The sequence below is a fragment of the Saccharopolyspora taberi genome (assembly GCF_039534165.1).
Classification (GTDB): Bacteria; Actinomycetota; Actinomycetes; order Mycobacteriales; family Pseudonocardiaceae; genus Saccharopolyspora_D; species Saccharopolyspora_D taberi.
In genome coordinates this window covers 14,172-35,405 of the sequence record NZ_BAAAUX010000040.1, presented here as the reverse complement: position 1 = coordinate 35,405, position 21,234 = coordinate 14,172, and the positions used below count along the sequence as shown (strand labels likewise).

23 protein-coding genes and 3 tRNA genes are annotated in these 21,234 nt (G+C 70.3%); 16 read left to right on the top strand and 10 right to left on the bottom strand.

From position 1 onward, the window contains the following. Positions 1 to 13: 13 nt before the first annotated feature. Positions 14 to 868: a galactan export ABC transporter permease subunit Wzm/RfbD gene (gene wzm / locus ABD691_RS32180; RefSeq protein WP_344686133.1), complete on the bottom strand. Its 855-nt coding sequence runs from the start codon at positions 866 to 868 to the stop codon at positions 14 to 16. Between the two features lie 106 nt (positions 869 to 974). Then, positions 975 to 1,511, bottom strand: a complete 537-nt coding sequence (locus ABD691_RS32175; protein ID WP_344686131.1) for a bacterial proteasome activator family protein — start codon at positions 1,509 to 1,511, stop codon at positions 975 to 977. A gap of 100 nt (positions 1,512 to 1,611) precedes the next feature. Between ABD691_RS32175 and ABD691_RS32170 the strand changes: the two genes are divergently transcribed. Continuing rightward, positions 1,612 to 2,811 carry a cysteine desulfurase-like protein gene (locus ABD691_RS32170; RefSeq protein ID WP_344686130.1) on the top strand — a complete coding sequence of 400 codons (1,200 nt, stop codon included), beginning with the start codon at positions 1,612 to 1,614 and terminating at the stop codon, positions 2,809 to 2,811. A 148-nt stretch (positions 2,812 to 2,959) separates the two neighbouring features. Here the strand turns inward: ABD691_RS32170 and ABD691_RS32165 are convergent, their stop codons facing one another. Continuing rightward, positions 2,960 to 3,937: an NAD(P)H-quinone oxidoreductase gene (locus tag ABD691_RS32165; protein ID WP_344686129.1), complete on the bottom strand. Its 978-nt coding sequence runs from the start codon at positions 3,935 to 3,937 to the stop codon at positions 2,960 to 2,962. Between the two features lie 130 nt (positions 3,938 to 4,067). On the opposite strand from ABD691_RS32165, the gene ABD691_RS32160 reads away from it, so the two are divergent. Both ABD691_RS32160 and ABD691_RS32155 read left to right on the top strand, forming a co-directional pair. Further along, positions 4,068 to 5,597 carry a M28 family metallopeptidase gene (locus ABD691_RS32160; protein ID WP_344686128.1) on the top strand — a complete coding sequence of 510 codons (1,530 nt, stop codon included), beginning with the start codon at positions 4,068 to 4,070 and terminating at the stop codon, positions 5,595 to 5,597. 58 nt (positions 5,598 to 5,655) lie between these two features. Beyond that, a complete protein-coding gene (locus ABD691_RS32155; protein ID WP_344686127.1) occupies positions 5,656 to 6,813 on the top strand; it encodes an endonuclease/exonuclease/phosphatase family protein in 1,158 nt (385 codons plus the stop codon). A 38-nt stretch (positions 6,814 to 6,851) separates the two neighbouring features. Here the strand turns inward: ABD691_RS32155 and ABD691_RS32150 are convergent, their stop codons facing one another. Genes ABD691_RS32150 through ABD691_RS32140 form a run of 3 tightly spaced genes read right to left on the bottom strand, consistent with a single transcriptional unit; the run spans position 6,852 to position 9,047 of the window. Then, entirely contained in the window at positions 6,852 to 7,622 is a 771-nt protein-coding gene (locus tag ABD691_RS32150) for an ABC transporter permease (RefSeq protein WP_344686126.1), read from the bottom strand. Beyond that, a complete protein-coding gene (locus ABD691_RS32145) occupies positions 7,619 to 8,590 on the bottom strand; it encodes an ABC transporter ATP-binding protein (RefSeq protein WP_344686125.1) in 972 nt (323 codons plus the stop codon). Before ABD691_RS32145 ends, ABD691_RS32150 begins: the two co-directional genes overlap by 4 nt. Beyond that, entirely contained in the window at positions 8,574 to 9,047 is a 474-nt protein-coding gene (locus ABD691_RS32140; protein ID WP_344686124.1) for a MarR family winged helix-turn-helix transcriptional regulator, read from the bottom strand. Before ABD691_RS32140 ends, ABD691_RS32145 begins: the two co-directional genes overlap by 17 nt. A 132-nt stretch (positions 9,048 to 9,179) precedes the next feature. Here ABD691_RS32140 and ABD691_RS32135 point away from each other — a divergent pair, with 132 nt between their 5' ends. The 8 genes from ABD691_RS32135 to ABD691_RS32100 all read left to right on the top strand — a co-directional run bounded on the left by ABD691_RS32135 (position 9,180) and on the right by ABD691_RS32100 (position 14,412). Beyond that, a complete protein-coding gene (locus ABD691_RS32135) occupies positions 9,180 to 9,611 on the top strand; it encodes a MarR family winged helix-turn-helix transcriptional regulator (RefSeq protein WP_425565211.1) in 432 nt (143 codons plus the stop codon). Positions 9,612 to 9,659: 48 nt separating this feature from the next. After that, a tRNA-Ser gene (locus ABD691_RS32130) sits at positions 9,660 to 9,744 on the top strand. A gap of 162 nt (positions 9,745 to 9,906) precedes the next feature. After that, entirely contained in the window at positions 9,907 to 10,155 is a 249-nt protein-coding gene (locus ABD691_RS32125; RefSeq protein ID WP_344686122.1) for an SCO4226 family nickel-binding protein, read from the top strand. 98 nt (positions 10,156 to 10,253) lie between these two features. Further along, positions 10,254 to 11,033 carry an aminotransferase class IV family protein gene (locus ABD691_RS32120; RefSeq protein ID WP_344686121.1) on the top strand — a complete coding sequence of 260 codons (780 nt, stop codon included), beginning with the start codon at positions 10,254 to 10,256 and terminating at the stop codon, positions 11,031 to 11,033. A 40-nt stretch (positions 11,034 to 11,073) separates the two neighbouring features. Continuing rightward, positions 11,074 to 11,973: an SUMF1/EgtB/PvdO family nonheme iron enzyme gene (locus tag ABD691_RS32115; protein ID WP_344686120.1), complete on the top strand. Its 900-nt coding sequence runs from the start codon at positions 11,074 to 11,076 to the stop codon at positions 11,971 to 11,973. Positions 11,974 to 12,200: 227 nt separating this feature from the next. Then, positions 12,201 to 12,773, top strand: a complete 573-nt coding sequence (locus ABD691_RS32110) for a hypothetical protein (RefSeq protein WP_344686119.1) — start codon at positions 12,201 to 12,203, stop codon at positions 12,771 to 12,773. Positions 12,774 to 13,107: 334 nt separating this feature from the next. Further along, entirely contained in the window at positions 13,108 to 13,935 is an 828-nt protein-coding gene (locus ABD691_RS32105; RefSeq protein ID WP_344686118.1) for a L,D-transpeptidase family protein, read from the top strand. A 63-nt stretch (positions 13,936 to 13,998) separates the two neighbouring features. Continuing rightward, entirely contained in the window at positions 13,999 to 14,412 is a 414-nt protein-coding gene (locus ABD691_RS32100) for a hypothetical protein (protein WP_344686117.1), read from the top strand. A gap of 268 nt (positions 14,413 to 14,680) precedes the next feature. Here ABD691_RS32100 and ABD691_RS32095 read toward each other — a convergent pair whose 3' ends face one another. Then, positions 14,681 to 15,397 carry a hypothetical protein gene (locus ABD691_RS32095; protein ID WP_344686116.1) on the bottom strand — a complete coding sequence of 239 codons (717 nt, stop codon included), beginning with the start codon at positions 15,395 to 15,397 and terminating at the stop codon, positions 14,681 to 14,683. A 54-nt stretch (positions 15,398 to 15,451) separates the two neighbouring features. Continuing rightward, a complete protein-coding gene (gene hisC, locus ABD691_RS32090) occupies positions 15,452 to 16,504 on the bottom strand; it encodes a histidinol-phosphate transaminase (RefSeq protein ID WP_344686115.1) in 1,053 nt (350 codons plus the stop codon). A 418-nt stretch (positions 16,505 to 16,922) separates the two neighbouring features. Here hisC and ABD691_RS32085 point away from each other — a divergent pair, with 418 nt between their 5' ends. The 5 genes from ABD691_RS32085 to ABD691_RS32065 all read left to right on the top strand — a co-directional run bounded on the left by ABD691_RS32085 (position 16,923) and on the right by ABD691_RS32065 (position 20,508). After that, positions 16,923 to 17,624 carry a dienelactone hydrolase family protein gene (locus ABD691_RS32085; protein WP_344686114.1) on the top strand — a complete coding sequence of 234 codons (702 nt, stop codon included), beginning with the start codon at positions 16,923 to 16,925 and terminating at the stop codon, positions 17,622 to 17,624. Positions 17,625 to 17,697: 73 nt separating this feature from the next. Next, positions 17,698 to 19,680, top strand: coding sequence for an acetoacetate--CoA ligase (locus tag ABD691_RS32080; protein ID WP_344686113.1), 1,983 nt, complete (start codon positions 17,698 to 17,700; stop codon positions 19,678 to 19,680). Positions 19,681 to 19,783: 103 nt separating this feature from the next. Then, positions 19,784 to 19,873, top strand: a tRNA-Ser gene (locus ABD691_RS32075). A gap of 44 nt (positions 19,874 to 19,917) precedes the next feature. Further along, positions 19,918 to 19,990: transfer RNA gene (locus ABD691_RS32070), tRNA-Arg, on the top strand. Between the two features lie 119 nt (positions 19,991 to 20,109). Further along, entirely contained in the window at positions 20,110 to 20,508 is a 399-nt protein-coding gene (locus ABD691_RS32065; RefSeq protein WP_344686112.1) for a hypothetical protein, read from the top strand. 11 nt (positions 20,509 to 20,519) lie between these two features. Here the strand turns inward: ABD691_RS32065 and ABD691_RS32060 are convergent, their stop codons facing one another. Beyond that, a complete protein-coding gene (locus tag ABD691_RS32060; RefSeq protein WP_344686111.1) occupies positions 20,520 to 20,960 on the bottom strand; it encodes a hypothetical protein in 441 nt (146 codons plus the stop codon). Beyond that, on the bottom strand, positions 20,957 to 21,202 hold the full coding sequence (locus ABD691_RS32055) for a hypothetical protein (protein ID WP_344686110.1): 246 nt from the start codon (positions 21,200 to 21,202) through the stop codon (positions 20,957 to 20,959). The genes ABD691_RS32060 and ABD691_RS32055 overlap by 4 nt, the downstream gene beginning before the upstream one ends. Between the last annotated feature and the right edge of the window lie 32 nt (positions 21,203 to 21,234).

Sequence of the window (21,234 nt, the reverse complement as noted above, 5' to 3'; positions counted from 1 at the left end):
CTCGGACCCCCGATCAGACCCAGTACGCGACGCGGGCGCGGTAGTTGCGCAGGATGACGAGCGCCAGCAGCCAGCCGACCGCGGTGAACCCGAGGACGATCAGCCAGTGGTAGAGCAGCTGCTCGTCGCCGAGCAGCGGGTCCCGGACGATCTCGATGTAGTGGTAGAGCGGATTGAGGTCGGCGAAGTTGGCCTGGAAGCCGAGGCCCTTCTTCGCGATGCTCTCGGCGTTCCACATGATCGGGGTCATGAACATGGCGAGCGTGATGAAGCTCTGGATCACCGGCGGGATGTCCCGGAACCGGGTGCTGGCCACGCCGAACAGCAGCGCCACCCAGACCCCGTTGACCATCAGCAGCGCGATCGCCGGGAAGACCGTGATCACGGTCCACTTCACCGGCATCTGGAAGATCGCCAGCACGATGAAGTAGATGACCAGGTTGTGGGCGAGGAAGAGGGTCTGCCGCCACACCAGCCGGAGGATGTGCACGCTGACCGGCGCCGGAAGCTGCTTTATGAGCCCCTCGTTGGCGATGAAGACCTCGGTGCCCTCGGTCACGCAGCCGCTGATGAAGTTCCAGACGATGAAGCCCACCGCCACGTAGGGCAGGTGCTCGTGCAGCGGCATGCCGAACAGCGCGGAGTACAGGATGCCCAGCGCGGTCACCGTCACGCCCATGCTGATGGTGATCCACAGCGGGCCGATCACCGAGCGCCGGTAGCGCTGCTTGATGTCCTGCCAGCCGAGGTGGGCCCACAGCTGGCGCTGCCGGAACCCGTCGCTGATGTCCTTGAACGCCTTGCGCCAGGTCCGCGACGACGTCTCGGGCGGTGCTGCTGGTCGCTCTAGCGTGCTCGTGGCCTGCACAGTGCGTCAGAGTACCGATCCCGGTGCGCGTTCCGGCCGTGGGCGTCGGTGGCCGCGGGCGGCTCCACGCGGACCCGCGGCGGTTCCGCGCGGAACCGCCGCGAACTCACAGGTACTGCCCGGTGCCGCGGGGCTGGTGAGGGGCTTCGGCCTCGCTCGTGCCCGCGGGCAGGCCCCGGCGCATCTGCTCCAGCTGGGCCCGCGCGGCCATCTGCTGGGCGAACAGCGCCGTCTGCAGCCCGTGGAACAGGCCCTCCAGCCAGCCGACCAGCTGGGCCTGGGCGATCCGCAGCTCGGCCTCGGACGGGGTCTGCTCCTGGGCGAAGGGCAGCGACAGCCGCTCCAGCTCCTCGATCAGCTCGGGGGCCAGGCCCTGCTCCAGCTCCCGGATCGACGACTGGTGGATCTCCTTGAGCCTGCTGCGGCTGGCCTCGTCCAGCGGCGCCGCGCGGACCTCCTCCAGCAGCTGCTTGATCATGGTGCCGATCCGCATCACCTTCGCGGGCTGCTCGACCAGCTCGTTGACGTCCTCGCCGCGTTCGGGGGCCTCCCCGCCGGCTGCCGCGCCGATCGGTGCGCCGTCCTCGCCGACCACGAACACCTGCGGCCTGCCCTCGTTCCGATCGTGATCGTTGTGGTTCATAGCTCCATCCTGGCTTGCGCGGGGTCCCGCGGGCGAGTCGGCATGCGATATCGGCCACCCGGGGGCACCGCTGCCCGCCGCGCTCCGTACGGTGTTGCGCATGGCGTTCGACGTCGCTGCTGTGCGCGGGCTGTTCCCCGCGCTGGGCGACGGGTGGGTGCACTTGGACGCCCCGGCGGGCATGCAGGTACCCGAGCAGGTGGCGACCGCGGTGTCGACCGCGTTGCGCGCTCCGGTATCCGGCCCGGGCGGGATCTTCCCCGCGTCGCAGCGCGCCGAGGCGATCGTGGATGCCGCCCGTCGCGCGATTGCTGATCTGGTGGGTGCCGACCCCGCGGGGGTGGTGCTCGGCCCGAGCTCGGCCGTGCTCCTGCAACGGCTGGCCGACGCGCTCGGCGACGGCTGGATGATCGGCGACGACGTGGTCGTCTCCCGGCTCGACCACCCGGCCAACGTCGCCCCGTGGCAGCGTGCGGCGCAGCGCTCCGGGGGCTCGGTCCGCTGGGCCGAGGTCGACATCGAGACCTGCGAGCTGCCGACCTGGCAGTACAGGGAGCTGGTCACCCCGCGGACCAAGGTCGTGGCGATCACCGCGGCCTCCGGCGCGGTCGGCACCCGGCCCGACGTCCGCCAGGCGGCGGAAGCGGCGGCCGAGCACGACGCGCTGGTGGTCGTCGACGCCTCCGCGGCGGCGCCGTTCGTGCCGCTGGACATCACGGCGATGGGTGCCGACGTCGTCGCGGTGAACGCCTCGGCGTGGGGCGGACCGCCGGTCGGCGCGCTGGCGTTCCGCAACCCGGCGATGCTCGACCAGCTGCCGTCGGTGGCGCTGGAGCCGGGCGTGCGCGGCCCGGAGCGGATGGAGCTCGGCCCGCACGCGTACCCGCTGCTGGCGGGCGTTGTGTCCTCTGTGGACTACCTGGCCGCCCTGGACGACGCCGCGGTCGGCCCGCGCCGCGAGCGCCTGCTGACCTCGCTGGGGTCGGTCAAGGCGTACCAGGCGGGCCTGCTGGCGAACCTGACCAACGGCCTGCGCCGTCTGCGGCACGTGATGGTGATCGGCGACGCCATGCGCCGGGTGCCGTCGATGGCCTTCACCATCAGCGGCGTGAAGGCGGAGGACGCGATCGAGCACCTCGCCGAGCGCGGGGTCTGCGCCTTCGCGGACCCCGGAACGCACGGGGTTTTCGCGGTGCTCGGCGTCGGCGAGGTCGGCGGAGCCGTCCGGGTCGGCCTGGCGCACTACACCAACGCCGGCGAGGTGGACCAGCTCATCCGCGCCGTCGCCGAACTGGGCTGAGGGGCTGCTCCGCGGGGGTCGGGGAGCCGGGAGCTGGGTTTCAAGATCAACCAGTTGTGCACAGGCCCCCTTGAACCATCCCCAGCCATCCGAGGTCATCCCCAGCCACCCACCCACCTGACCGGCGGGTGGGTGGGGAAGACCGGAGTCAGCTCACCAGCAGGATCTTGCCGTGCACCCCGCCGGACTCGAGGGTCGCGTGCGCCCGCGACGCCTCCGGCAGCGGGACGCGGCTGTGCACGATCGTCCGCACCTCGCCGGACTCGATCAGCGGCCACACCCGCTCGCGCACCCCGGCGACGATCGCGGCCTTCCCGTGCGGCCCGTCGAGCGGGCGCCCGCGCAGGCCGAGCGCGGAGATCCGGTTGCGCTTGGCCAGCAGCTTGCCCAGGTCCAGCTCCGCCTTGCGCCCGCCCTGCATGCCGATGACCGCGAGGTGCCCGTCCGGGGCCAGCGCCGAGATGTTGCGGTCCAGGTACGACGCGCCCATGTTGTCGAGGATCACGTCGGCCCCGCCGAGCCGCTTGACCACGTGCACGAAGTCCTCGTCCCGGTAGCTGATCACCGGATCGGCACCGAGGTCGGCGCACAGCTTCCGGCTGTCCGCCGATCCCGCCGTCGCCGCGACCCGCGCGCCGAGGGCGCGGCCGAGCTGGATCGCGAAGGTCCCGATCCCGCCGGAACCGCCGTGCACCAGCAGCAGCTGCCCGTCGCGCAGACCTGCCTCCACGAAGACGTTGGACCATACTGTGCAGGCGACTTCGGGTAGCCCGGCGGCGTCGACCAGGTCCACACCGGACGGAACGGGGAGGACCTGCCCGGCGGGCACCGCGACCTGCTGGGCGTATCCACCACCCGAGAGCAGGGCGCACACCTGGTCTCCGACGGCGAAGTCGGTGACCCCTTCTCCCAGTTCGACGACGGTTCCCGAGCACTCCAGCCCGAGGATCTCGCTGGCCCCCTGCGGCGGCGGGTAGAAGCCCTGCCGTTGCAGCAGGTCCGCCCGGTTCACCCCGGCCGCGGCCACCTCGACGAGCACCTCGCCCGCGGCGGGACGCGGGGTGGGCTGCTCGGTCCATTGCAGAACGTCCGGTTCACCCGGCTCACGGATCGCGATCGCGTACATGGTTCCGACCGTAGTCCGGCAAAAAGGGGAAAGAGTTCCCGGTTCTTAACCTTTGCGAGTGAAGTCTTGACTTCGCCCGGTGAATGTCTCAAGGCTGATCGGCACGTACTCACCCGAAACGGGGGAAATGATGAGTTTGCGAACCATCACATCCGGGCGTGCGGTGACCGGATTCCTCGCCGCCTGCACGGCCCTGGCGCTGACCGTCGCGCCCGCCTCCGCGGCGCCGCGGGACCTCGCCGACGAGATCAGCGGTGACGCGGTCAACCGCCACCTGATCGCGCTGCAGAGGATCGCGGACCAGAACGGCGGCAACCGCGCCTCCGGGCGCCCCGGCTACGAGGCCAGCGTCGACTACGTCGCGGGCAAGCTGCGGGACGCCGGATTCGACGTCACCACGCCGGAGTTCGAGTACCAGGCGTACTACCTGGACGCCTTCAGCCTCGCGGTCGCCGGGCAGCCGACCGAGGGCGACGCGCTGGAGTACTCGCCCTCGACCCCGCAGGGCGGGCTGAAGGCGCCGCTGGCGGTGCTGCCGGTCGACCCGACCCCGGGTTGCGAGGCGACCGACTACCAGGGCACCGACGTCGCGGGCAAGGTCGTGCTGATCCAGCGCGGTGCCTGCGCCTTCGGCGACAAGCAGCGGATCGCGGCCGAGGCCGGTGCCGCCGCGGCGATCGTCTACAACAACGTCGACGGACCGCTCAACGGAACCCTCGGCGGGCCGGGCCAGATCCCCACCGCCGGCGTGTCCAAGCAGGTCGGCGAGGCGCTGGCCGGGCAGGCCGGTGCCGAGGTGCACCTCGACGTGCAGTCGCGGGTGGAGAACGTCAGGACCCGCAACGTCGTCGCGCAGACCCGGACCGGGCGCCCGGACAACGTCGTGATGGCCGGCGCGCACCTCGACAGCGTTCCGGAGGGGCCGGGCATCAACGACAACGGCACCGGCAGCGCAGGCATGCTGGAGACGGCCCTGCGCATGGGCGGCAGCCCGCACGTGAACAACGCCGTGCGGTTCGGGTTCTGGGGCGCCGAGGAGTCCGGCCTGGTCGGGTCGACGAAGTACGTGCAGAGCCTCAGCTTCGAGCAGCAGCTCGACATCGCGTTGTACCTCAACTTCGACATGATCGGCTCGCCGAACGCTGGCTACTTCGCCTACGACGGCGACAACTCCGACGGCGTCGGCGCCGGACCGGGCCCGCAGGGTTCCGGCCAGATCGAGAAGGACCTGGTCGCCGCGCTCGCCGCCAACGGCGTCGAGACCGAGGGCAAGGACTTCGACGGCCGGTCCGACTACGGCGAGTTCATCGCGGTGGGCATCCCGGCCGGTGGCCTGTTCACCGGCGCGGAGGAGATCAAGACCGAGGAGCAGGCCGCGAAGTGGGGCGGCACCGCGGGTGTCGCGTTCGACCCGAACTACCACAAGCCGGGCGACACGCTGGCCAACGTGGACCGGGTGGCGCTGGAGCGGAACGCGAAGGCGGCTGCCGCGGTGATCGAGGGCTACTCCGCGAGCACCGAAGGTGTGAACGGGATGCAGTCGCGGGCGCAGCGCGCGCAGCTGCGCAGCGCCGAAGGCCCGCTGACCGCGCAGCGGGTGGCGACGGCGGAGCCGGAGCACGCCGGGCACGCGCACGCTTGTGCGCCGAACCGGGTCTGACGCGTTGCGGGTGGCCGCGGGCGCTCCCGCGGCCACCCCGGCTGTTGGAGGAAATCGGATGAAACGCGCTGTTCTCGCCGCAGTCGCGGCCACCGCCGTGACGGCTTCGCTCGCAGTGCCCGCGAGCGCGGGACCGGCCACCGTCCGGTTAGCCACTTTCAACGCCTCGCTGAACCGCGCCGCCGAGGGCGAGCTGCTGGCCGACCTGTCCACCCCGGACGACGAACAGGCCCGCGCGGTCGCCGAGGTCGTGCAGCGCAACCGCCCGGACGTGCTGCTGCTCAACGAGTTCGACCACGTCCCGGGCGGCGCGGCGGTCGACGCCTTCCGCCGCAACTACCTCGCGGTCGGCCACAACGGCGCCGAGCCCATCGACTACCCCTACGCCTACACCGCGCCGGTCAACACCGGCGTCCCGTCGGGAATGGACCTGGACAACGACGGCCGCACCGGCGGTCCGGGCGACGCCTTCGGCTTCGGTCAATTCCCGGGCCAGTACGGGATGGTCGTGCTGTCGAAGTACCCGATCGGCCAGGTGCGGACGTTCCAGGACTTCCGCTGGGCCGACATGCCCGGCGCGCTGCGGCCGGACGACCCGGCGACTCCGGAGCCCGGCGACTGGTACTCGCCGCAGGAATGGGCGCAACTGCGGCTGTCGTCGAAGTCGCACTGGGACCTGCCGGTCGAGGTCGGCGGCCGGACCGTGCACCTGCTGGCCTCGCACCCGACGCCGCCGAGCTTCGACGGCCCGGAGGACCGCAACGGGGCGCGCAACCACGACGAGATCCGCTTCTGGGCCGACTACGTCGCAGGTGCCGACTACTTCCGCGACGACGCCGGTCGCGCGGGCGGGCTGGAACCGGGCGAGCCGTTCGTGATCGCCGGTGACCAGAACGCCGACCCGGAGGACGGCGACAGCGTCGACCGCGCGGCGGACCAGCTGCTGCGCGCCCCGGGCGTCATCGACCCGAAGCCGGGCAGCGTCGGCGCGGTCGAGGCCGCGCGCACGCAGGGCGGCGCGAACGCCGACCACCGCGGTCCCGCCTACTTCGACACCGCGGACTTCTCCGACGAGTCACCCGGGAATTTGCGCGTCGACTACGTTCTGCCGTCGCTGGTCCCGGTCCGGTCGGCGGTGTTCTGGCCGCGGGGCGAGCTGTCTCGGCTCAACGGCGCTTCGGATCACCATCTTGTCTGGGTGGATCTTCTGGTCTGACGCGGCGCCGTCTTCGCTGGCCGGCATGGAAGAAGTGATCAGTCCAGTGCCCGGCGGAGGAAGAACCTGATGCCCAGCGCGCCGAACACCGCCGTCGCCAGTGCCAGCGCCAGCACGCAGATCCACGGCGCGACGTGCGGGACGCCGGGCAGCAGCGCTCCGCGCATGCCCTCGCTGAGGTAGGTCAGCGGGTTGAACGAGCAGACCACCTGGAACCAGCGGAGCTGGTCCAGCTGCGGCAGCGGGAACTGGGTCGCACCGGTGAACATCAGCGGTGCCAGGATCACCGCGAACATGATGTTGATCCGCCGGGGCGGCACCGCCGCGCCGATGGTCAGCCCCACCGCGGCGCCGGCCAGCGAACCGAGCAGCATGCACAGGATCGCGAACGGCAGCCCGGACAGGTCCCAGCTGATCGCGCCGAGCATCACGATCCCGATCGGCACCATCAGCAGCGCCGCCACCAGCCCGCGCAGCGCCCCGAACAGCATCTTCTCCACCGCGACCCAGCTGATCGGCAGCGGCGCGAGCAGCCGGTCCTCGATCTCGCGGGAGAACGAGAAGTCCAGCACCAGCGGGAAGGACGTGTTCTGCAGCGACACCAGGAACGCGTTCAGCGCGATCATGCCGGGCAGCAGGATCTGCTCGTAGCCGGGCTGGGTGTAGCCGAGCTCGCCGAGCACGGTGCCGAAGATGAACAGCATCGCCACCGGCTGCACCAGCACCTGCGCCAGGAAGCTGGGCAGTTCCCGGCCGGTGACGAACACGTCCCGGCCGAGCACCGCGGTGAACGCGCGGACCGAGCTCATCGCAGTTCCCTCCCCGTCAGTTCGATGAAGACGTCCTCCAGCGTCGGCGCCCCCAGCGACAGGTCGCTGACGGTGATCCGCCGCTCGTGCAGCGCCTGCGCGACCGGCCCGAGCAGCCCGGCGGGTTCGGCCCCGACGTAGAGCCGCAGGCGCAGCTCGGGATCGTCCTCGGGGCTGATCCGCTCCACCCGCTCCACACCGTCCACATCGGATAACAGGCGCGGCAGCGCGGCCGGGTCGAAGCCGTTGGGGCGGATCGTGGCGTCGACGGTGCCGCTGCCGGGCAGCGACCGGATCAGCGCCTCCGGGGTGTCCAGGGTCAGCAGCCTGCCGTGGTCGACCACGCCGACCCGGTCCGACAGCTTCTCCGCCTCGTCCATGTCGTGCGTGGTCAGCACCACCGTCACGCCGTCCGAGCGCAGCTCCTCGATCCGGTCGTGGACGAACAGCCGGGCCTGCGGGTCCAGGCCGGTGGACGGCTCGTCGAGGAACAGCACCTCCGGCCGGTGGATCAGCGCGCGGGCGATCATCAGCCGCTGCGCCTGGCCGCCGGAGAGGTCGTCGACGCGGGCTTTCGCCTTGTCCGCCAGGCCCATCCGCGCCAGCAGCTCGTCGGCCATCCGGTGCCGCTCGGAGCGGCCGACGCCGTGGTAGGAGGCGTGCCAGACGAGGTTCTGGCGCGCGTTGAGCGACCGGTCGAGGTTGACGCGCTGCGGCACCACCGCGACCTTCTGGCGGGCCGCGACCGGATCGGCCGCGACGTCGACCCCGCCGACCCGCGCGCTGCCGCCGGTGGGCAGCACCCGGGTCGTGAGGATGCCCACCGTCGTGGTCTTGCCCGCGCCGTTCGGGCCGAGCAGGCCGAAGATCTCGCCGGGGGCGACCTCGAAGCTGAGCCCGTCCACGGCGTTGGACCGGCTCTTCGGATACCGCTTGACCAGGTCGACCACTTCAACCGCAGGAGCCACTGCCACCTTCTTTCGCGTCGAGTCCGTTGAGGACCGAGAGCAGGTAACGCCGGATCACGGCCTCCTCGGCCGGGGTCGTCGCCGGGGTGATCTCGCGGAACTCGGAGCTGATGCCCCGCCACGCCTGCCGCAGCGCCTCGCGGCCGGCGTCGGTGATGTGCAGCCGGACCGCCCGCCGGTCGCTGGCGTCGCGCCTGCGGCTGAGCAGCCCGTCGGCCTCCAGGCCGTCCACGACCGGGGTGAGCGTGGCCGGCCGGACCCAGCAGTGCTGGGCGACCTCGCGGTGGGTCAGGCCGTGGTGCTCGGCGAGCGCGGTGAGCGCCGTCAGCGCGGTGCGGCTCAGCGGGGTGTGCTCGGCGACGGCCTGCTGCCAGCGCCTGTTCAGCCGGTGACCGGTGAGCGCGACCAGCCGACCCAGCGGCATTCGCCGCGGATCGGGATCCAGTAAGCCGGACACGCCGCAATCGTACCTGCGCGGAACGGTTAGCTGACGAATTGTTTTTTCCTGCACGATCCATTGGCCAACCGGTAACCTGAACGAGTGACAAACGTGACCGAAGCCCGAACCGGCTGGCTGAACGACCACGAGATGGCGGCCTGGCGCGCCTACATCGTCGGCAGCGCCCTGCTGGACCACCGGCTCAACCGGGAGTTGCAGTCGGCGCACGGGCTTTCGATCGCCGACTACGAGATCCTGGTGCGGCTCTCCGAGCAGCCCGGGCAGCGGATGCGCATGAGCAGGCTCGCAGCGGACGTCGCGCACTCCAAAAGCCGCATCTCGCACCAGATCCGGCGCCTGGAGGCGGCCGACCTCGTGCGGCGGCAGGAGTGCCCGAACGACGGCAGGGGGGTGCTCGCGATCCTGACCGAGGAAGGCGCCCAGCGGCTCCGGGACGCGGCCCCGACCCACGTCGCGGGCGTCCGCGAGCACATGATCGACCAGCTCGAACCCGAGGAGCAGGAGGTCCTGGCGAAGGTCTTCGACCGGCTGACCGACCACCTCCGCGGCCTCGACGACTGAGCATCCCGGCTGTCTGCGGGCGGGTCCGAGCCGATACCCTGCGGCGTTGGAAGCGTGGCAGAGCGGCCGAATGCACTCGCCTTGAAAGCGAGCGTCGCGAGAGCGACCGCGGGTTCGAATCCCGCCGCTTCCGCTGCTGCGACCAGAGCCCGGCGAGGAGCGTTCCCGCCGGGCTCTTCGCTTGTCCGGGCTCGTGTGCGCCGCACGTTTTGACCGGAGCGTTCGAGGAAAGCCCGGAAGAGCCTGAAGACGGACGAGCTGTGGAACGCTGGAGAGAGCGTGGAGGGGAGCACCCATGCCTCAGTTCATGGACGTACATCGCGGCATGACCGGTCTGTCCCCGGAGCAGTTGGACGAAGCCCACCGTGCGGATCTCGCGATCCAGGCGGAGGAGGACGTCAACTTCAAACAGGCCTGGGCCGATCCGGCAGAGGGGATCGTCTTCTGCCTTTCGGAGGCTCCGAGCGCGGACGCGATCAAGAAGATCCACGAGCGGGCCGGACACCCGACGGAGGAGGTCTACGAGGTTTCGCTCCAGGTCTGAGACAGGAGCCTGTTCCCACTTCGCGCCGCCGAACTTTCACCGAACTTCGGCGGCTCGCGGCTTCAAGATCAAGCCGCCGGGGTGGGAGGGTGACCGCCATGGAGTTGAACGGCGTCCCCGCCACGCTGGAGCAGATCGAAGCCCTTGCCCTGACCAACTACGGCCACTTCACGTCGATGCACGTCGAGGGCGACCAGGTGCGCGGTCTGTCCCTGCACATGCGGCGGCTGACCCGCGACTGCCTGCGGCTCTTCGACGTGGAGCTCGACACCGATCGCGTCCGGCACTACGTCAGGCACGCCCTGAAGGACCAGCCCCAGCCGATCGTCGTGCGGGTGACCATCTACGACCCGGCGTTCAACCTGGGCACCGTCGGTTCGGACGCCGACCCGCAGGTCCTGATCACCACGCGCGCCGCGCCGTCGAAGACGCCGTCGCCGCTGAAGCTGCGGACCGCCGTCTACCAGCGGGACGAGCCGGCGGTGAAGCACATCGGCCTGTTCGGCCCGCTCCGGCTCCGGCGCTCCGCTCAGCGCGAGGGGTTCGACGACGTGCTCTTCCTGAACCCGGACGGCACGGTCTCCGAGCTGGCGACCTCGAACGTCGGCTTCGTCCGGGACGGCAGGGTCGTCTGGCCGCGTTCGGAATACCTCACCGGGATCACGATGACGCTGCTCAACCAGGAGCTCGACGAGCCGGTCGTCACCGAGCCGCTCACGCCCGCCGACCTGACCGGGATGGAGGCCGCGTTCGCGACCAACGCCGCCGTCGGTGTTCGCCCGATCGCCTCCGTGGACGACGCCACCTGGCCCGACGATCACAAGGTCCTGCAAGAGCTTCGCGACCTCTACGCGGGCATTCCGCCTGAGACCCTGTAAGGCTTACGCTCGCCCGGGAAACGATCATGGGGAGCGGCAGGTGGCGACGGTCCAGCGCTGGTCCGGCGTCGAGGTGCGGGCACTTCGCGACGCCAGGCGGATGAGCATCCGCGAGTTCGCCGCCCACCTCGGCGTCAGCGAGCGGATGATCTCGAAGTGGGAGGCGGGCGGGGAGAACATCAGGCCCCGCCCGATCAACCAGGCGGCGCTCGACACGTGCCTCTCGCGGTGCGACCCGGACGCGCAGGCACGTTTCGCCCATCTGACCGGGGATTCGCCGGTTCCCGGCAGCGCGCACGTGGAGCACGGCCGGCACCCCGTCGACGGTAGTCCCATGGCGAAGGTGGAAGGCAGCGCCTTCCTGTCCGGACCGAACAACGATTCCGTGTGGCTGCCCGCTTTCTACATCGACGTCCACCCCGTGACCAACGCGCAGTACGCACGTTTCACCGCAGCGACGGGACATCCTTCACCTCCACATTGGACAGATGAGTTCGCGGAGAACCATCCCGTCGTCTTCGTGACGTGGAAGGACGCCGCTGCCTATGCCGAGTGGGCGGGGAAATCGCTTCCGAGCAGCCGGCAATGGGAGAAGGCAGCCAGGGGCACGCGCGGAATGGTCTACCCGTGGGGAGACCGGCCCACACCGGCGAAATGCAACGTGCGGGAGAACGGAATCGGCGCCACGACACCCGTCGACCGCTACCGGAGCGGCGTCAGCCCTTACGGCGTTTACGACATGTGCGGGAACGTGTGGGAGTGGTGCTCGACTGAATCAATTCCGGGCAGGCGCGAACTGAAGGGCGGCGGCTGGACGAGCCCCTTCACGCGCGCCACCCCGTCGTCGTTCAACGACGCCGCCGAGACCATGCGCGACGACGACACCGGATTCCGCTGCGCCGCTTCCGCCGAGGCCGTGGAGAAACTCCTCGTCCGCTGACTGCGAGGGTGCGCTGGTTGGACGCGCGGAGAGCCGTGCCGGTTGCATCGGACTTTCCATTGTTACGGATTCTTGCGTATCCTTTCCGGGGGATGCGGAAAACGGACCGACTGATCTCCGGTTCAGTTCTGATGGAATTGCGATCAGTTGCTTTAGGGAATTGTCCGCGAGATTGGTCTGTGGCAATCTTTCACCCGTTCGAGTTCCCTGGATTTGTGTGAGGAAAGTTGAAAAGGCTGATCGCGCCTGTCGCGTTCGCGCTGTTGGTCGGGCTGAGCGGTTGCGCAGGCGGTTCGAGCGACTCCGACGCGACCCCGCCCGCCGACAACGCCGGCGGCACCAGCAGCAGTGAGACCTCGGAGCAGGGCTCCGGTGACGACTCCGCGGGCGGCAAGACCGCCAAGTTCGGCGAGGCCGTCCAGTTCGCGCCCGAGAAGGGCACCACGCTGAAGGTCACCCTCAAGGCCCCGACCGACCAGGCGCCGTTCGAGGCGGTCCTGCCCGCCGAGGGCAAGTACGTCTTCGTCGACGCCGAGGCCACCCTGGTCAACGGCATCGCCGGCGTCATCGGCGGTGACGAGTTCGTCCTGGTCGACGCCAAGGGCAACCGCTACGAGGAGGCCCCCGCCAGCATCGAGCACTCCTTCATCGAGATGCTGACCAAGGGCGGCGAGCCGGGCAGCGGGACCATCACCTACGACGTCCCGGCCGACACCGACCTGTCCACGGTCAAGATCGAGTGGGCCCCGACCGACAGCAACGAGCAGCCGCTCGGCACTGCCGCGACCTGGTCCGCCTGACCCCGCGGATCCCACCGGGCCGCTCGCTCCCCCGGGAGCGGGCGGCCCGGTTCGTCGTTTCCGGGCTCACCCTCATGCAGTAAATAGTCCACTCTGGTGAGTGATTCGATGTTCGTCCTCGCGTGTAACGAGGGCACGTTTTCGCTGGTCATGGCGCTGATGTCGGCCGACTCGCGACATCGCGGCGAACCCGTTCCCGCCGCGCACCGGGGTTAATGTCCCTCCGGCACCTGATCTTCGCGATTCGGTGTCGATCCACATGAAGCGGATTCCGGGTCGTTTTCCGGATTCCTTCCGGGACGCCGACGACGTCGCCGAATCACAGGAGTCGACCATGAGGTCTCGCGGGGTTCGATCGTGCTCGGTCGGTCTCCGCCGACGCGCCGCGATCGCGGCCCTCGGCGGGCTGGCGCTTGCCGCCTGCGGCGTCCAGCCGCAGCCCGCGGACCTCCCGGCGGGACAGGCCGCGGTGCGGCCAGCCGCCCCGCCGGACCGCGTCGACCCCGCGCTGCCGGAGGCCACCACCTTCGGCTCGCTCCCGGCGGCTCCCGTCGACGCCGAACCCCAGGCGGAGACGTCCGGAGTCGTGTTGCGGGTCAAGCAGGAACTGTCCGTGCACGGCGCACCGGGAGGTGCGGCGTTCGCACGGCTGCCCGCGACGCAGTTGAACAACCCGACCTGGGTTCCGGTCATCGCCGAACGCGGTGGCTGGGCGAGGATTCTGCTTCCCTCCCGGCCGAACGGCTCGACCGGGTGGGTACGGCTCGGCGGCCCCGAGCGGACCGAACGGGCCAGGACGCCCTACGTCGTCGACGTCGACGTCGACGCCCGGCGGCTGGAACTCCGGGAGAACGGACGGGCGATCGGAGTCTGGACCGTCGGGGTGGGCGCGGCCAGATCGCCCACCCCGCGGGGCCGGACCTTCATCATGGCCGCCATCGCGGAGACCGTGACCAGGTTCAGCCCGGTCATCCTCCCGCTCGGCACCCATTCCGAGACGTTCAGCACCTACGGCGGTGGCCCGGGGACGGTGGCCTTGCACGGCTGGCCGGACCCGTCGGTCTTCGGCAAGGGCAGCAGCGATGGCTGTGTCCGGGTTCCCGACGACGCCCTGCGCACGCTGACGTCGTTACCGCTCGGCACGTTGGTCCTCCTGCGGTGAGCAACGAGAAAAAACCCAGCACCGTCAACCCAGAAACCGGTCTACAGAAGGAAGAGCACCCCTATGCGTAAGCGGACTTACCTGTTCGGTGCCGTCGCCGTGGCCTCCGGCCTGCTGGCGGGCGGCATGCCGGCCGTGGCGGACAGCGCCGACAACGACGGCGTCAACGTGGGCAACGACAACAACCTCAGCGTGCTACCGATCCAGGCGTGCGGCAACGACATCGCCGTCCTCGGCATCGTGGGCAAGCTGCTGTCGTCCTCGTCCACGGAGTGCACCAACGCCCCGGTCGTCGACCACCCGAAGCAGGTCAGCAAGCACGAGCAGCCCGTGTGCGTGCACGAGTGCGAAGAGGAGGAAGAGGAGGCCGAGAAGCCGGCGGAGGAGCAGCGTCCGGAGGTCACCCAGCCCGCCCAGGTGCTGCCGACCGCACCTGCCGCGCAGGCGGTGGCAGGCCACGCCGCGGTCACCGGCTGAAGGGTTGCGGGGTGAAGATCGACCGCCCGGTTCGATCTTCCACCCGAACCGGTCATCCGGCGGTGTCGCGTCGAGCGGCGCATCCGGACCGGGCACTAGATTCCGTTCGTGCGTAGGTCACTGCGCGCTCCACGTGACCGCTGTGATCGGTGGTCACACCCTCGCGGTGGTGCTCGGCGAAGTACTCCCCCTCTCTTCGCTGAGCACCACCGCATTCAGGCACGAAGGCCCGGCTCTCAGCGGCCGGGCCTTCCTGCTGTCCGCGGAGTTATGTCCACAGTGGCTCGAGAAGTGACCTGGTGAGTTCGGTCGTGCGGTTCGCCGCCGTCTCCCAGTCGGTGTGCTCCGGTTCCAGGGTCAGCACCGCGACGAGCGTGCCGCCGACCGCGCCGCTTGTGTGCATCGCGGGACGGGTGAGGTCGACATCGGACGTGCGGTCGGTTTTCCTGGCCGCAGGGCCGAATCCGGACCAGCCCTGCTTCACGGCCGCCGGACGGCCGGTCGCGCTCGGCAGCCCGAAGGACTGGTCGAACCCGTCGTCGGCCCAGCGGGTGTGCTTGCGCAGGTTGCCCATGATGAAGTCGCGGACCCTGGGGCGCGCCTCGCGCAGGATCCACCGGTAGGTCCGGATGACGTCCGCGGCGCTGATGGCGGTGTAGCCCCACATCCCCTCGCTGTCCGGGGGAGTGGTGTCCCGCAGGCCGATCAGGTCGACCATCCGGCCGATGACCTCGGTCTGCCCGGCCCGCTCCCACAGCTCGCTGGCCGCGTCGTCGTTGCTCGCGCGCAGCATCCGCTCCAGCGGAGCCCGGTCGGCGGCGGGGATTTCCCTTCCGGGGCCGAGGTTTTCCAGGTAGTCCAGGGCGATGTGCAGCTTCACCAGCGAAGCCGACCGGAACCGCAGGCGCTCGTCCCGGGCGGCGACCGCGCCGTCCGCGCCGACGACCAGGTAGCCGGCGGTGACCTCGTTCGGGATGTCGGGCATGCGGTCCCCGTTCGCGCGGCGGGCACCGGCGCGCTCGCCGGTGCCCGGACGGTGCTACTGCTGGAAGGTCCGCGCGGCGGCGAGGAAGGCGTCGTTCTCCTCGGGCAGCCCGATGGTCACCCGCGCGCCGTCGCCGACGAAGGCCCGGACCACGACCCGGTTCTCCAGGCAGTGCTCGTTGAACGCCTGGGTCCGGTCGCCCAAAGGCAGCCAGACGAAGTTGGCCTGGGTCTCCGGCACCTCGTAGCCGAGCTCCAGCAGCGCGTCGCGCACCCGCACGCGCTCGGCGACGACGCTGTCGCACCGCGCCTTGAGCTCGTCCTGGGCCTCCAGCGAGGCCAGCGCCGCGACCTGCGCGATCGCGTTGACGCTGAACGGGATGCACACCTTGCGCAGCGCAGCGGCGACGTGCTCCGGCGCGACCGCGTAGCCGACGCGGAGCCCGGCCAGGCCGTACGCCTTGGAGAACGTGCGCATAGACGCCACGTTGTCCCGGTTGCGGGCGATCTCCACCCCGTCCGGGGCGTCGGGGTCGGTGACGAACTCCCAGTACGCCTCGTCGAGGACCACCAGCACGTCCGACGGGATCCGGTCCAGGAAGGCGTCCAGCTCCGCGCGCCGCAGCAGGGTGCCGGTCGGGTTGTTCGGGGTGCAGACGAACATCAGCCGGGTGGCGGGCGTGACCGCGGCGGCCATCGCGTCGAGGTCGAGCGCGTGGTCCCCGGTCAGCGGCACCGGAACCTGCCTGGCGCCCGCGACCCGCGTGATGATCGGGTAAGCCTCGAAGGACCGCCAGGGGAAGACGACCTCGTCCTCGGCGGTGCAGGTCGCCAGCACCAGCTGCTCGCACAGCGACACCGAGCCGCAGCCGACCGCGATCCGCTCGGGGGCCACGTGCAGCCGGGAGGCAAGCGCCTCGGTCAGCTTCGTCGTGCCCATGTCGGGGTAGCGGTGCACTTCGGTCGCCGCCTGCCCGATCGCCTCGACGACGCTGGGCAACGGGCCCCCGGAGACCTCGTTGCTTGCGAGCTTGATCGACCCGGGAACGGTCCGGCCCGCCACGTAGGCGGGCAGCTGGTCCAGGTCGGCGCGGGTGCGAACGGTCATTCCTGAGCTCCTTGCTCTCCTGCGGTTCCGCTCCTGGAACGTAGCGCGTCTACCAGCGGGGGGAAACGTGCGTCGTCCACTCGCCGGTCCGATGTGAACGGCGGGCCGCCCGGTCCGGCCGTTCGCGGGCTGCTCGCGGCGGGTGCCGATCGGGTGGAAATCGACAGCGGCGAGGATTCCGCCGAACTGAGTGACCCGATGCTCCCGGTGCGGGGAGGCGTCCTGCGCCCGCCGGATTCGAACGGGCGCGTCCCCGCACGTGGCCGTGGCTGGAAGCGGGTTTTCCGCGCCATGGCGGCACATTGCGGCGAATGGCCGACCACACCTCCACCGTTCACTTAGTGGAGGCCAAAATCACCTGCCACGTCTGGTTGATCACGTTGACTGACGTTCACCCTCGCGTGATTACCTGCACGGTATGACCCAGACCCGGATCGAGACGCTTGCGCTCACCGACGGCACCGAACTCCGCCTCACCGTGGCCGAGCCGGACAACGTGGTGCGCGGTGGACTGGTCGTCCTGCACGAAGCCCGCGGCGTCACCGACCGGGTGCGCCACCTGGTCGCCTCGCTCGCCGAGGAGGGCTGGCTCACCGTGGCGCCGCACCTCTACCACCGCGACGGCACCGACGAGTTCCACGACCAGCATCCCGCCGAGCACGTCCACGACCAGGTCCAGCGGCTGTCCGGCGAGTCCGTGCTGGCCGACACCGACGCCGCCTTCGTGTGGCTGGCCGACCAGGGCGTGCGGCCGGACCACCACGGCGTCGTCGGGTTCGACATCGGCGGCACCGCCGCCCTGGTGGTCGCGGCCAGCAGGCGGGTCGGCGCGGCGGTGACCGTCGGCGGTCCCGGCATCCTCGACCCGCTGTCGGACGCGCTGCCCGCGCTGGTCGAGATCGCGGGCGAGCTGACCTGCCCGTGGCTCGGCCTCTACGGCGCGGACGAGGACACCCCGGTCGAGGAGGTCGACAAGCTCCGCGACGCGGCCGAGGGCGCCGGGGTGGCCACCGACGTGGTCTGCTTCGCCGGTGACGACCACCGCTTCGACCACGACGCCGAGGCCGCGGGCGAGGCGTGGCAGCGGACCCGGAACTGGTTCGACCTGCACCTGCGTTGATCGGATGTCCGATAATCGGATATGTGGCCGTCGGCTCTGGCCGGGAGGGGCGGTCGTGGGTTAGGAACGATCCATGACATCGAGCACCGCCCCTGAACTGCTCTGGCAGCCGAGCCCGGCGCGGGTGGGGGGCAGCCGGATGGCTGCCTTCCGCGAGTGGCTGCGCACCGAACGGAACCGGGATCTGTCCGATTACCGGACTCTCTGGGAGTGGTCGGTGGCGGACCTGGAGGGATTCTGGGGCGCCCTGGCGGACTTCTTCGACGTCGACTTCCGCGACCGGCCGCGGCGGGTGCTGGCCGACGAGGTCATGCCCGGTGCGCAGTGGTTCCCCGGCGCGACCCTGAACTACGCCGAGCACGCGCTGCGCGAGGGCGCGGGCAAGGCGGACGCCGACCTCGCGGTGATCTTCGCCCGGGAGGACGGCCGGACCGAGGAGATCAGCTACGGCGAGCTGCGGGCGCGGGTGGCCGCCGCTCGCGCCGGGCTGGTGGAGCTGGGCGTCGGGCGCGGCGACCGGGTCGCGGCGCTGGCGCCGAACAGCCCGGAGACGCTGGTCGCGTTCCTGGCCGCGGCCAGCCTCGGGGCCACCTGGTCGTCGTGCTCGCCGGACTTCGGCGTGCGGGCGGTGGCCGACCGGTTCGTGCAGATCGAGCCGAAGGTGCTGATCGCGGTCGACGGTTACGTCTACGGCGGGCGGTCGTTCGACGTGCGGTCCACCGTCGACGAGCTGCGCGGGACCATCCCCGGCCTGGCCGCGACCGTCCTGGTCGACTACCTCGGCAACGGCGCGGAGCTGGACGGCGCGGTCCGGTGGGACGACCTGCTCGCGCGGCACGAGGGCGCCGGGCTGGCATTCGAAGCGGTGCCGTTCGACCACCCGCTGTGGGTGCTCTACTCGTCCGGCACGACCGGTCTGCCCAAGGGCATCGTGCACGGTCACGGCGGCATGGTCCTCGAACACCTCAAGGTCATCGGCCTGCACTGCGACCTCGGCCCGGGCGACCGGTTCTTCTGGTTCACCACGACCGGCTGGATGATGTGGAACTTCCTGGTCGGCGGTCTGCTGGCGGGCACGACGATCGTGCTGTTCGACGGCAGCCCCGGCCATCCCGGGCTGCACGTGCTGTGGGAGCTGGCCGAGCGGTACCGGATCAACTACTTCGGCACCTCCGCGCCCTACATCCAGAGCTGCCTCAAGCGCGAGCTGCGCCCGAAGGACGACTACGACCTCTCCGCGCTGCGCGCGGTCGGGTCCACGGGCGCTCCGCTGACGACCGACGGCTTCCGCTGGATCGCCGACGCCGTCGGCGAGGACGTGCAGATCGCCAGCGTCTCCGGCGGGACCGACCTGTGCACGGCGTTCGTCGGTGCGGCCCCGGACGTCCCGGTGTGGCTGGGCGAGATCTCCTGCCGCATGCTCGGCGCGGCCGTGGCGGCCTACGACGAGAACGGCCGGGAGCTGCACGACGAGGTCGGCGAGCTGGTGATCACCAAGCCGATGCCGACCATGCCGGTGTTCTTCTGGAACGACCCGGACGGCTCCCGCCTGCGCGACGCGTACTTCGACACGTTCCCGGGCGTCTGGCGGCATGGTGACTGGGTGCGCATCACCGACCGCGGCACCCTGGTCATCTACGGCCGCAGCGACTCCACCCTCAACCGCGGTGGCATCCGGATGGGCACCGCGGAGTTCTACCGGGTGGTGGAGGGCTTCGACGAGGTCGTCGACTCGCTGGTGATCGACACCTCCGGTGCGGGCGAGACGGACGGCGAACTGCTGTGCTTCCTGGTGCTCGCCGAGGGCGTCGAGCTGGCTGACGTCCAGCCCGCGCTTAAGGACGCGCTCCGCTCGCAGCTGTCCCCGCGGCACGTGCCGAACCGCTTCATCGTCGTGGACGAGGTCCCGCGGACGCTGAACGGCAAGAAGCTGGAGGTGCCGGTGAAGAAGATCCTCGCCGGCGCGGACCCGGACCGGGCGGTCAGCCGCGACGCCCTGCAGAACCCGGCGGCCCTGACCCCGTTCGTGCAGTTCAGCAAGGGCGCGGGGAGCTGACGGTGACCGGCTCCGGGCGGGTCCCGGAGCCGTAACCGACCCCCCTGTGCCGGGGGGTTGGAGGGTTGTGTAGTCTTTTCTCCGGTGGCCGCGAGGACTACCGGGAGGCTTCGCCTAGTCTGGTCTATGGCGCCGCACTGCTAATGCGGTTGGGGGTTACGCCCCCTCCCGGGTTCAAATCCCGGAGCCTCCGCAGTGGTTCCCGCCGCGAGGTGGGTGCCCACTACAAATGAACATGCGCCCGTAGCTCAACGGATAGAGCATCTGACTACGGATCAGAAGGTTTGGGGTTCGAATCCCTACGGGCGCGCGTCTGGTCGAGACAGCTCAGGACCCCCTCTCGCAGGGGGTCCTTTGCTTTTCGGGATGTTTTCAGACCGTGCCATAACGTTGTCCCCGTCAGGGACGACGTTGGGGGAGAATGGCGCGATGGAACTGTTCCGCGGAGGACCGGCGCGGTACCTCGGGGCGTCCGGCCTTGCCGGGCATCTCGACGTGTCCCGCTCGGCGGTCACCAAGTGGCGCGAGCGCTACCCCGCCGGCTCGGCGCACCCGTTCCCGGCGCCGGACGTCGAGATCGACGGCGTGCCGGGCTGGGCGCCCGAGCGGGTGCCCGAGATCGAGCGGTGGCGGACCGGGCTCCCCGGACGGGGCGTCGGCGGCGGGCGGCCTTCGGCGTCGGAGCGCGCGTACCTGAGCGAGGCGGAGGCCCGCGGCGTGAGTCGCGACGAGGCGCGGCGGTTGGTCGACGCGATGGTCGAGGAGCGCCCGGAGATGAGCAAGCCCGAGGTCTACGCCATGGTGCTGGACATGTGGCGCGAGGACTGAGCCGCGCCGGGTCACGTGGTGGCCCCGAGCGCGATGCGGACCATCCGCAGCTGGTGCTCGGCGGACAGCGCTCGCTCTTTCCACTCCTGGCGGTCGGTGGCGAGCTTTTCGTACGACGTCACCAGTTCGCCTACCAGATCGGTCGGCGCTGCGGTGGCCGTACTCGGTGCGGCAGGGCGCTTTTTGCAGTGCCGGAGGTGAGGACGGATGCTGCGCGGGTTGTGGTTGACGTAGTCGCAATGTGCGCAGCCGTAGATGGTCGATCCGTCGGCGAGCAGTAGTTTGCGGGTCTGTGTCCAGAGGATCGGTTTCCGATCTTTGTCGCGCAATGGTGCCTCGGTCGGTTCGTCGCGAACGACCTCCACCCCGTTGACCGTGCGCGATAATGCGGTTCGGCGCACCGTTTCCTTGGACCGGCGGTGAAAGTGCCGGCCACCTGCCGAAGTCGTCACGATCTCACCTCGCAGGCCGCCCGTCCTTCGAATACCTCGAAGATGTCTTCGAAAGGAACGTCGAACCTTTTCAGCACAGCGGCGATGAACCGCTCTCCAGGAGACTGCTTCCCGTCGAGCACCCGGTTCACCGTCGGCTGGCTGAGATCCAAATAACGGGCGATCGCGTACCTGGACCGCAGGCCATGCTGTTCAAGCAGTGCGTCGAATGCGTCCCACCGAACGCAGATGTGTGGTCTCATGATCGATTTCTTTCTCAGTTTTGATCTTTGCC

Coding starts and splice junctions, on each gene's coding strand:
- ABD691_RS32175 (WP_344686131.1), bottom strand. CDS start 1,511: ATGAACCACAACGATCACGATCGGAACGAGGGCAGGCCGCAGGTGTTC.
- ABD691_RS32170 (WP_344686130.1), top strand. CDS start 1,612: ATGGCGTTCGACGTCGCTGCTGTGCGCGGGCTGTTCCCCGCGCTGGGC.
- ABD691_RS32165 (WP_344686129.1), bottom strand. CDS start 3,937: ATGTACGCGATCGCGATCCGTGAGCCGGGTGAACCGGACGTTCTGCAA.
- ABD691_RS32160 (WP_344686128.1), top strand. CDS start 4,068: ATGAGTTTGCGAACCATCACATCCGGGCGTGCGGTGACCGGATTCCTC.
- ABD691_RS32155 (WP_344686127.1), top strand. CDS start 5,656: ATGAAACGCGCTGTTCTCGCCGCAGTCGCGGCCACCGCCGTGACGGCT.
- ABD691_RS32150 (WP_344686126.1), bottom strand. CDS start 7,622: ATGAGCTCGGTCCGCGCGTTCACCGCGGTGCTCGGCCGGGACGTGTTC.
- ABD691_RS32135 (WP_425565211.1), top strand. CDS start 9,180: ATGGCGGCCTGGCGCGCCTACATCGTCGGCAGCGCCCTGCTGGACCAC.
- ABD691_RS32125 (WP_344686122.1), top strand. CDS start 9,907: ATGCCTCAGTTCATGGACGTACATCGCGGCATGACCGGTCTGTCCCCG.
- ABD691_RS32120 (WP_344686121.1), top strand. CDS start 10,254: ATGGAGTTGAACGGCGTCCCCGCCACGCTGGAGCAGATCGAAGCCCTT.
- ABD691_RS32105 (WP_344686118.1), top strand. CDS start 13,108: ATGAGGTCTCGCGGGGTTCGATCGTGCTCGGTCGGTCTCCGCCGACGC.
- ABD691_RS32100 (WP_344686117.1), top strand. CDS start 13,999: ATGCGTAAGCGGACTTACCTGTTCGGTGCCGTCGCCGTGGCCTCCGGC.
- ABD691_RS32095 (WP_344686116.1), bottom strand. CDS start 15,397: ATGCCCGACATCCCGAACGAGGTCACCGCCGGCTACCTGGTCGTCGGC.
- hisC (WP_344686115.1), bottom strand. CDS start 16,504: ATGACCGTTCGCACCCGCGCCGACCTGGACCAGCTGCCCGCCTACGTG.
- ABD691_RS32085 (WP_344686114.1), top strand. CDS start 16,923: ATGACCCAGACCCGGATCGAGACGCTTGCGCTCACCGACGGCACCGAA.
- ABD691_RS32080 (WP_344686113.1), top strand. CDS start 17,698: ATGACATCGAGCACCGCCCCTGAACTGCTCTGGCAGCCGAGCCCGGCG.
- ABD691_RS32065 (WP_344686112.1), top strand. CDS start 20,110: ATGGAACTGTTCCGCGGAGGACCGGCGCGGTACCTCGGGGCGTCCGGC.
- ABD691_RS32055 (WP_344686110.1), bottom strand. CDS start 21,202: ATGAGACCACACATCTGCGTTCGGTGGGACGCATTCGACGCACTGCTT.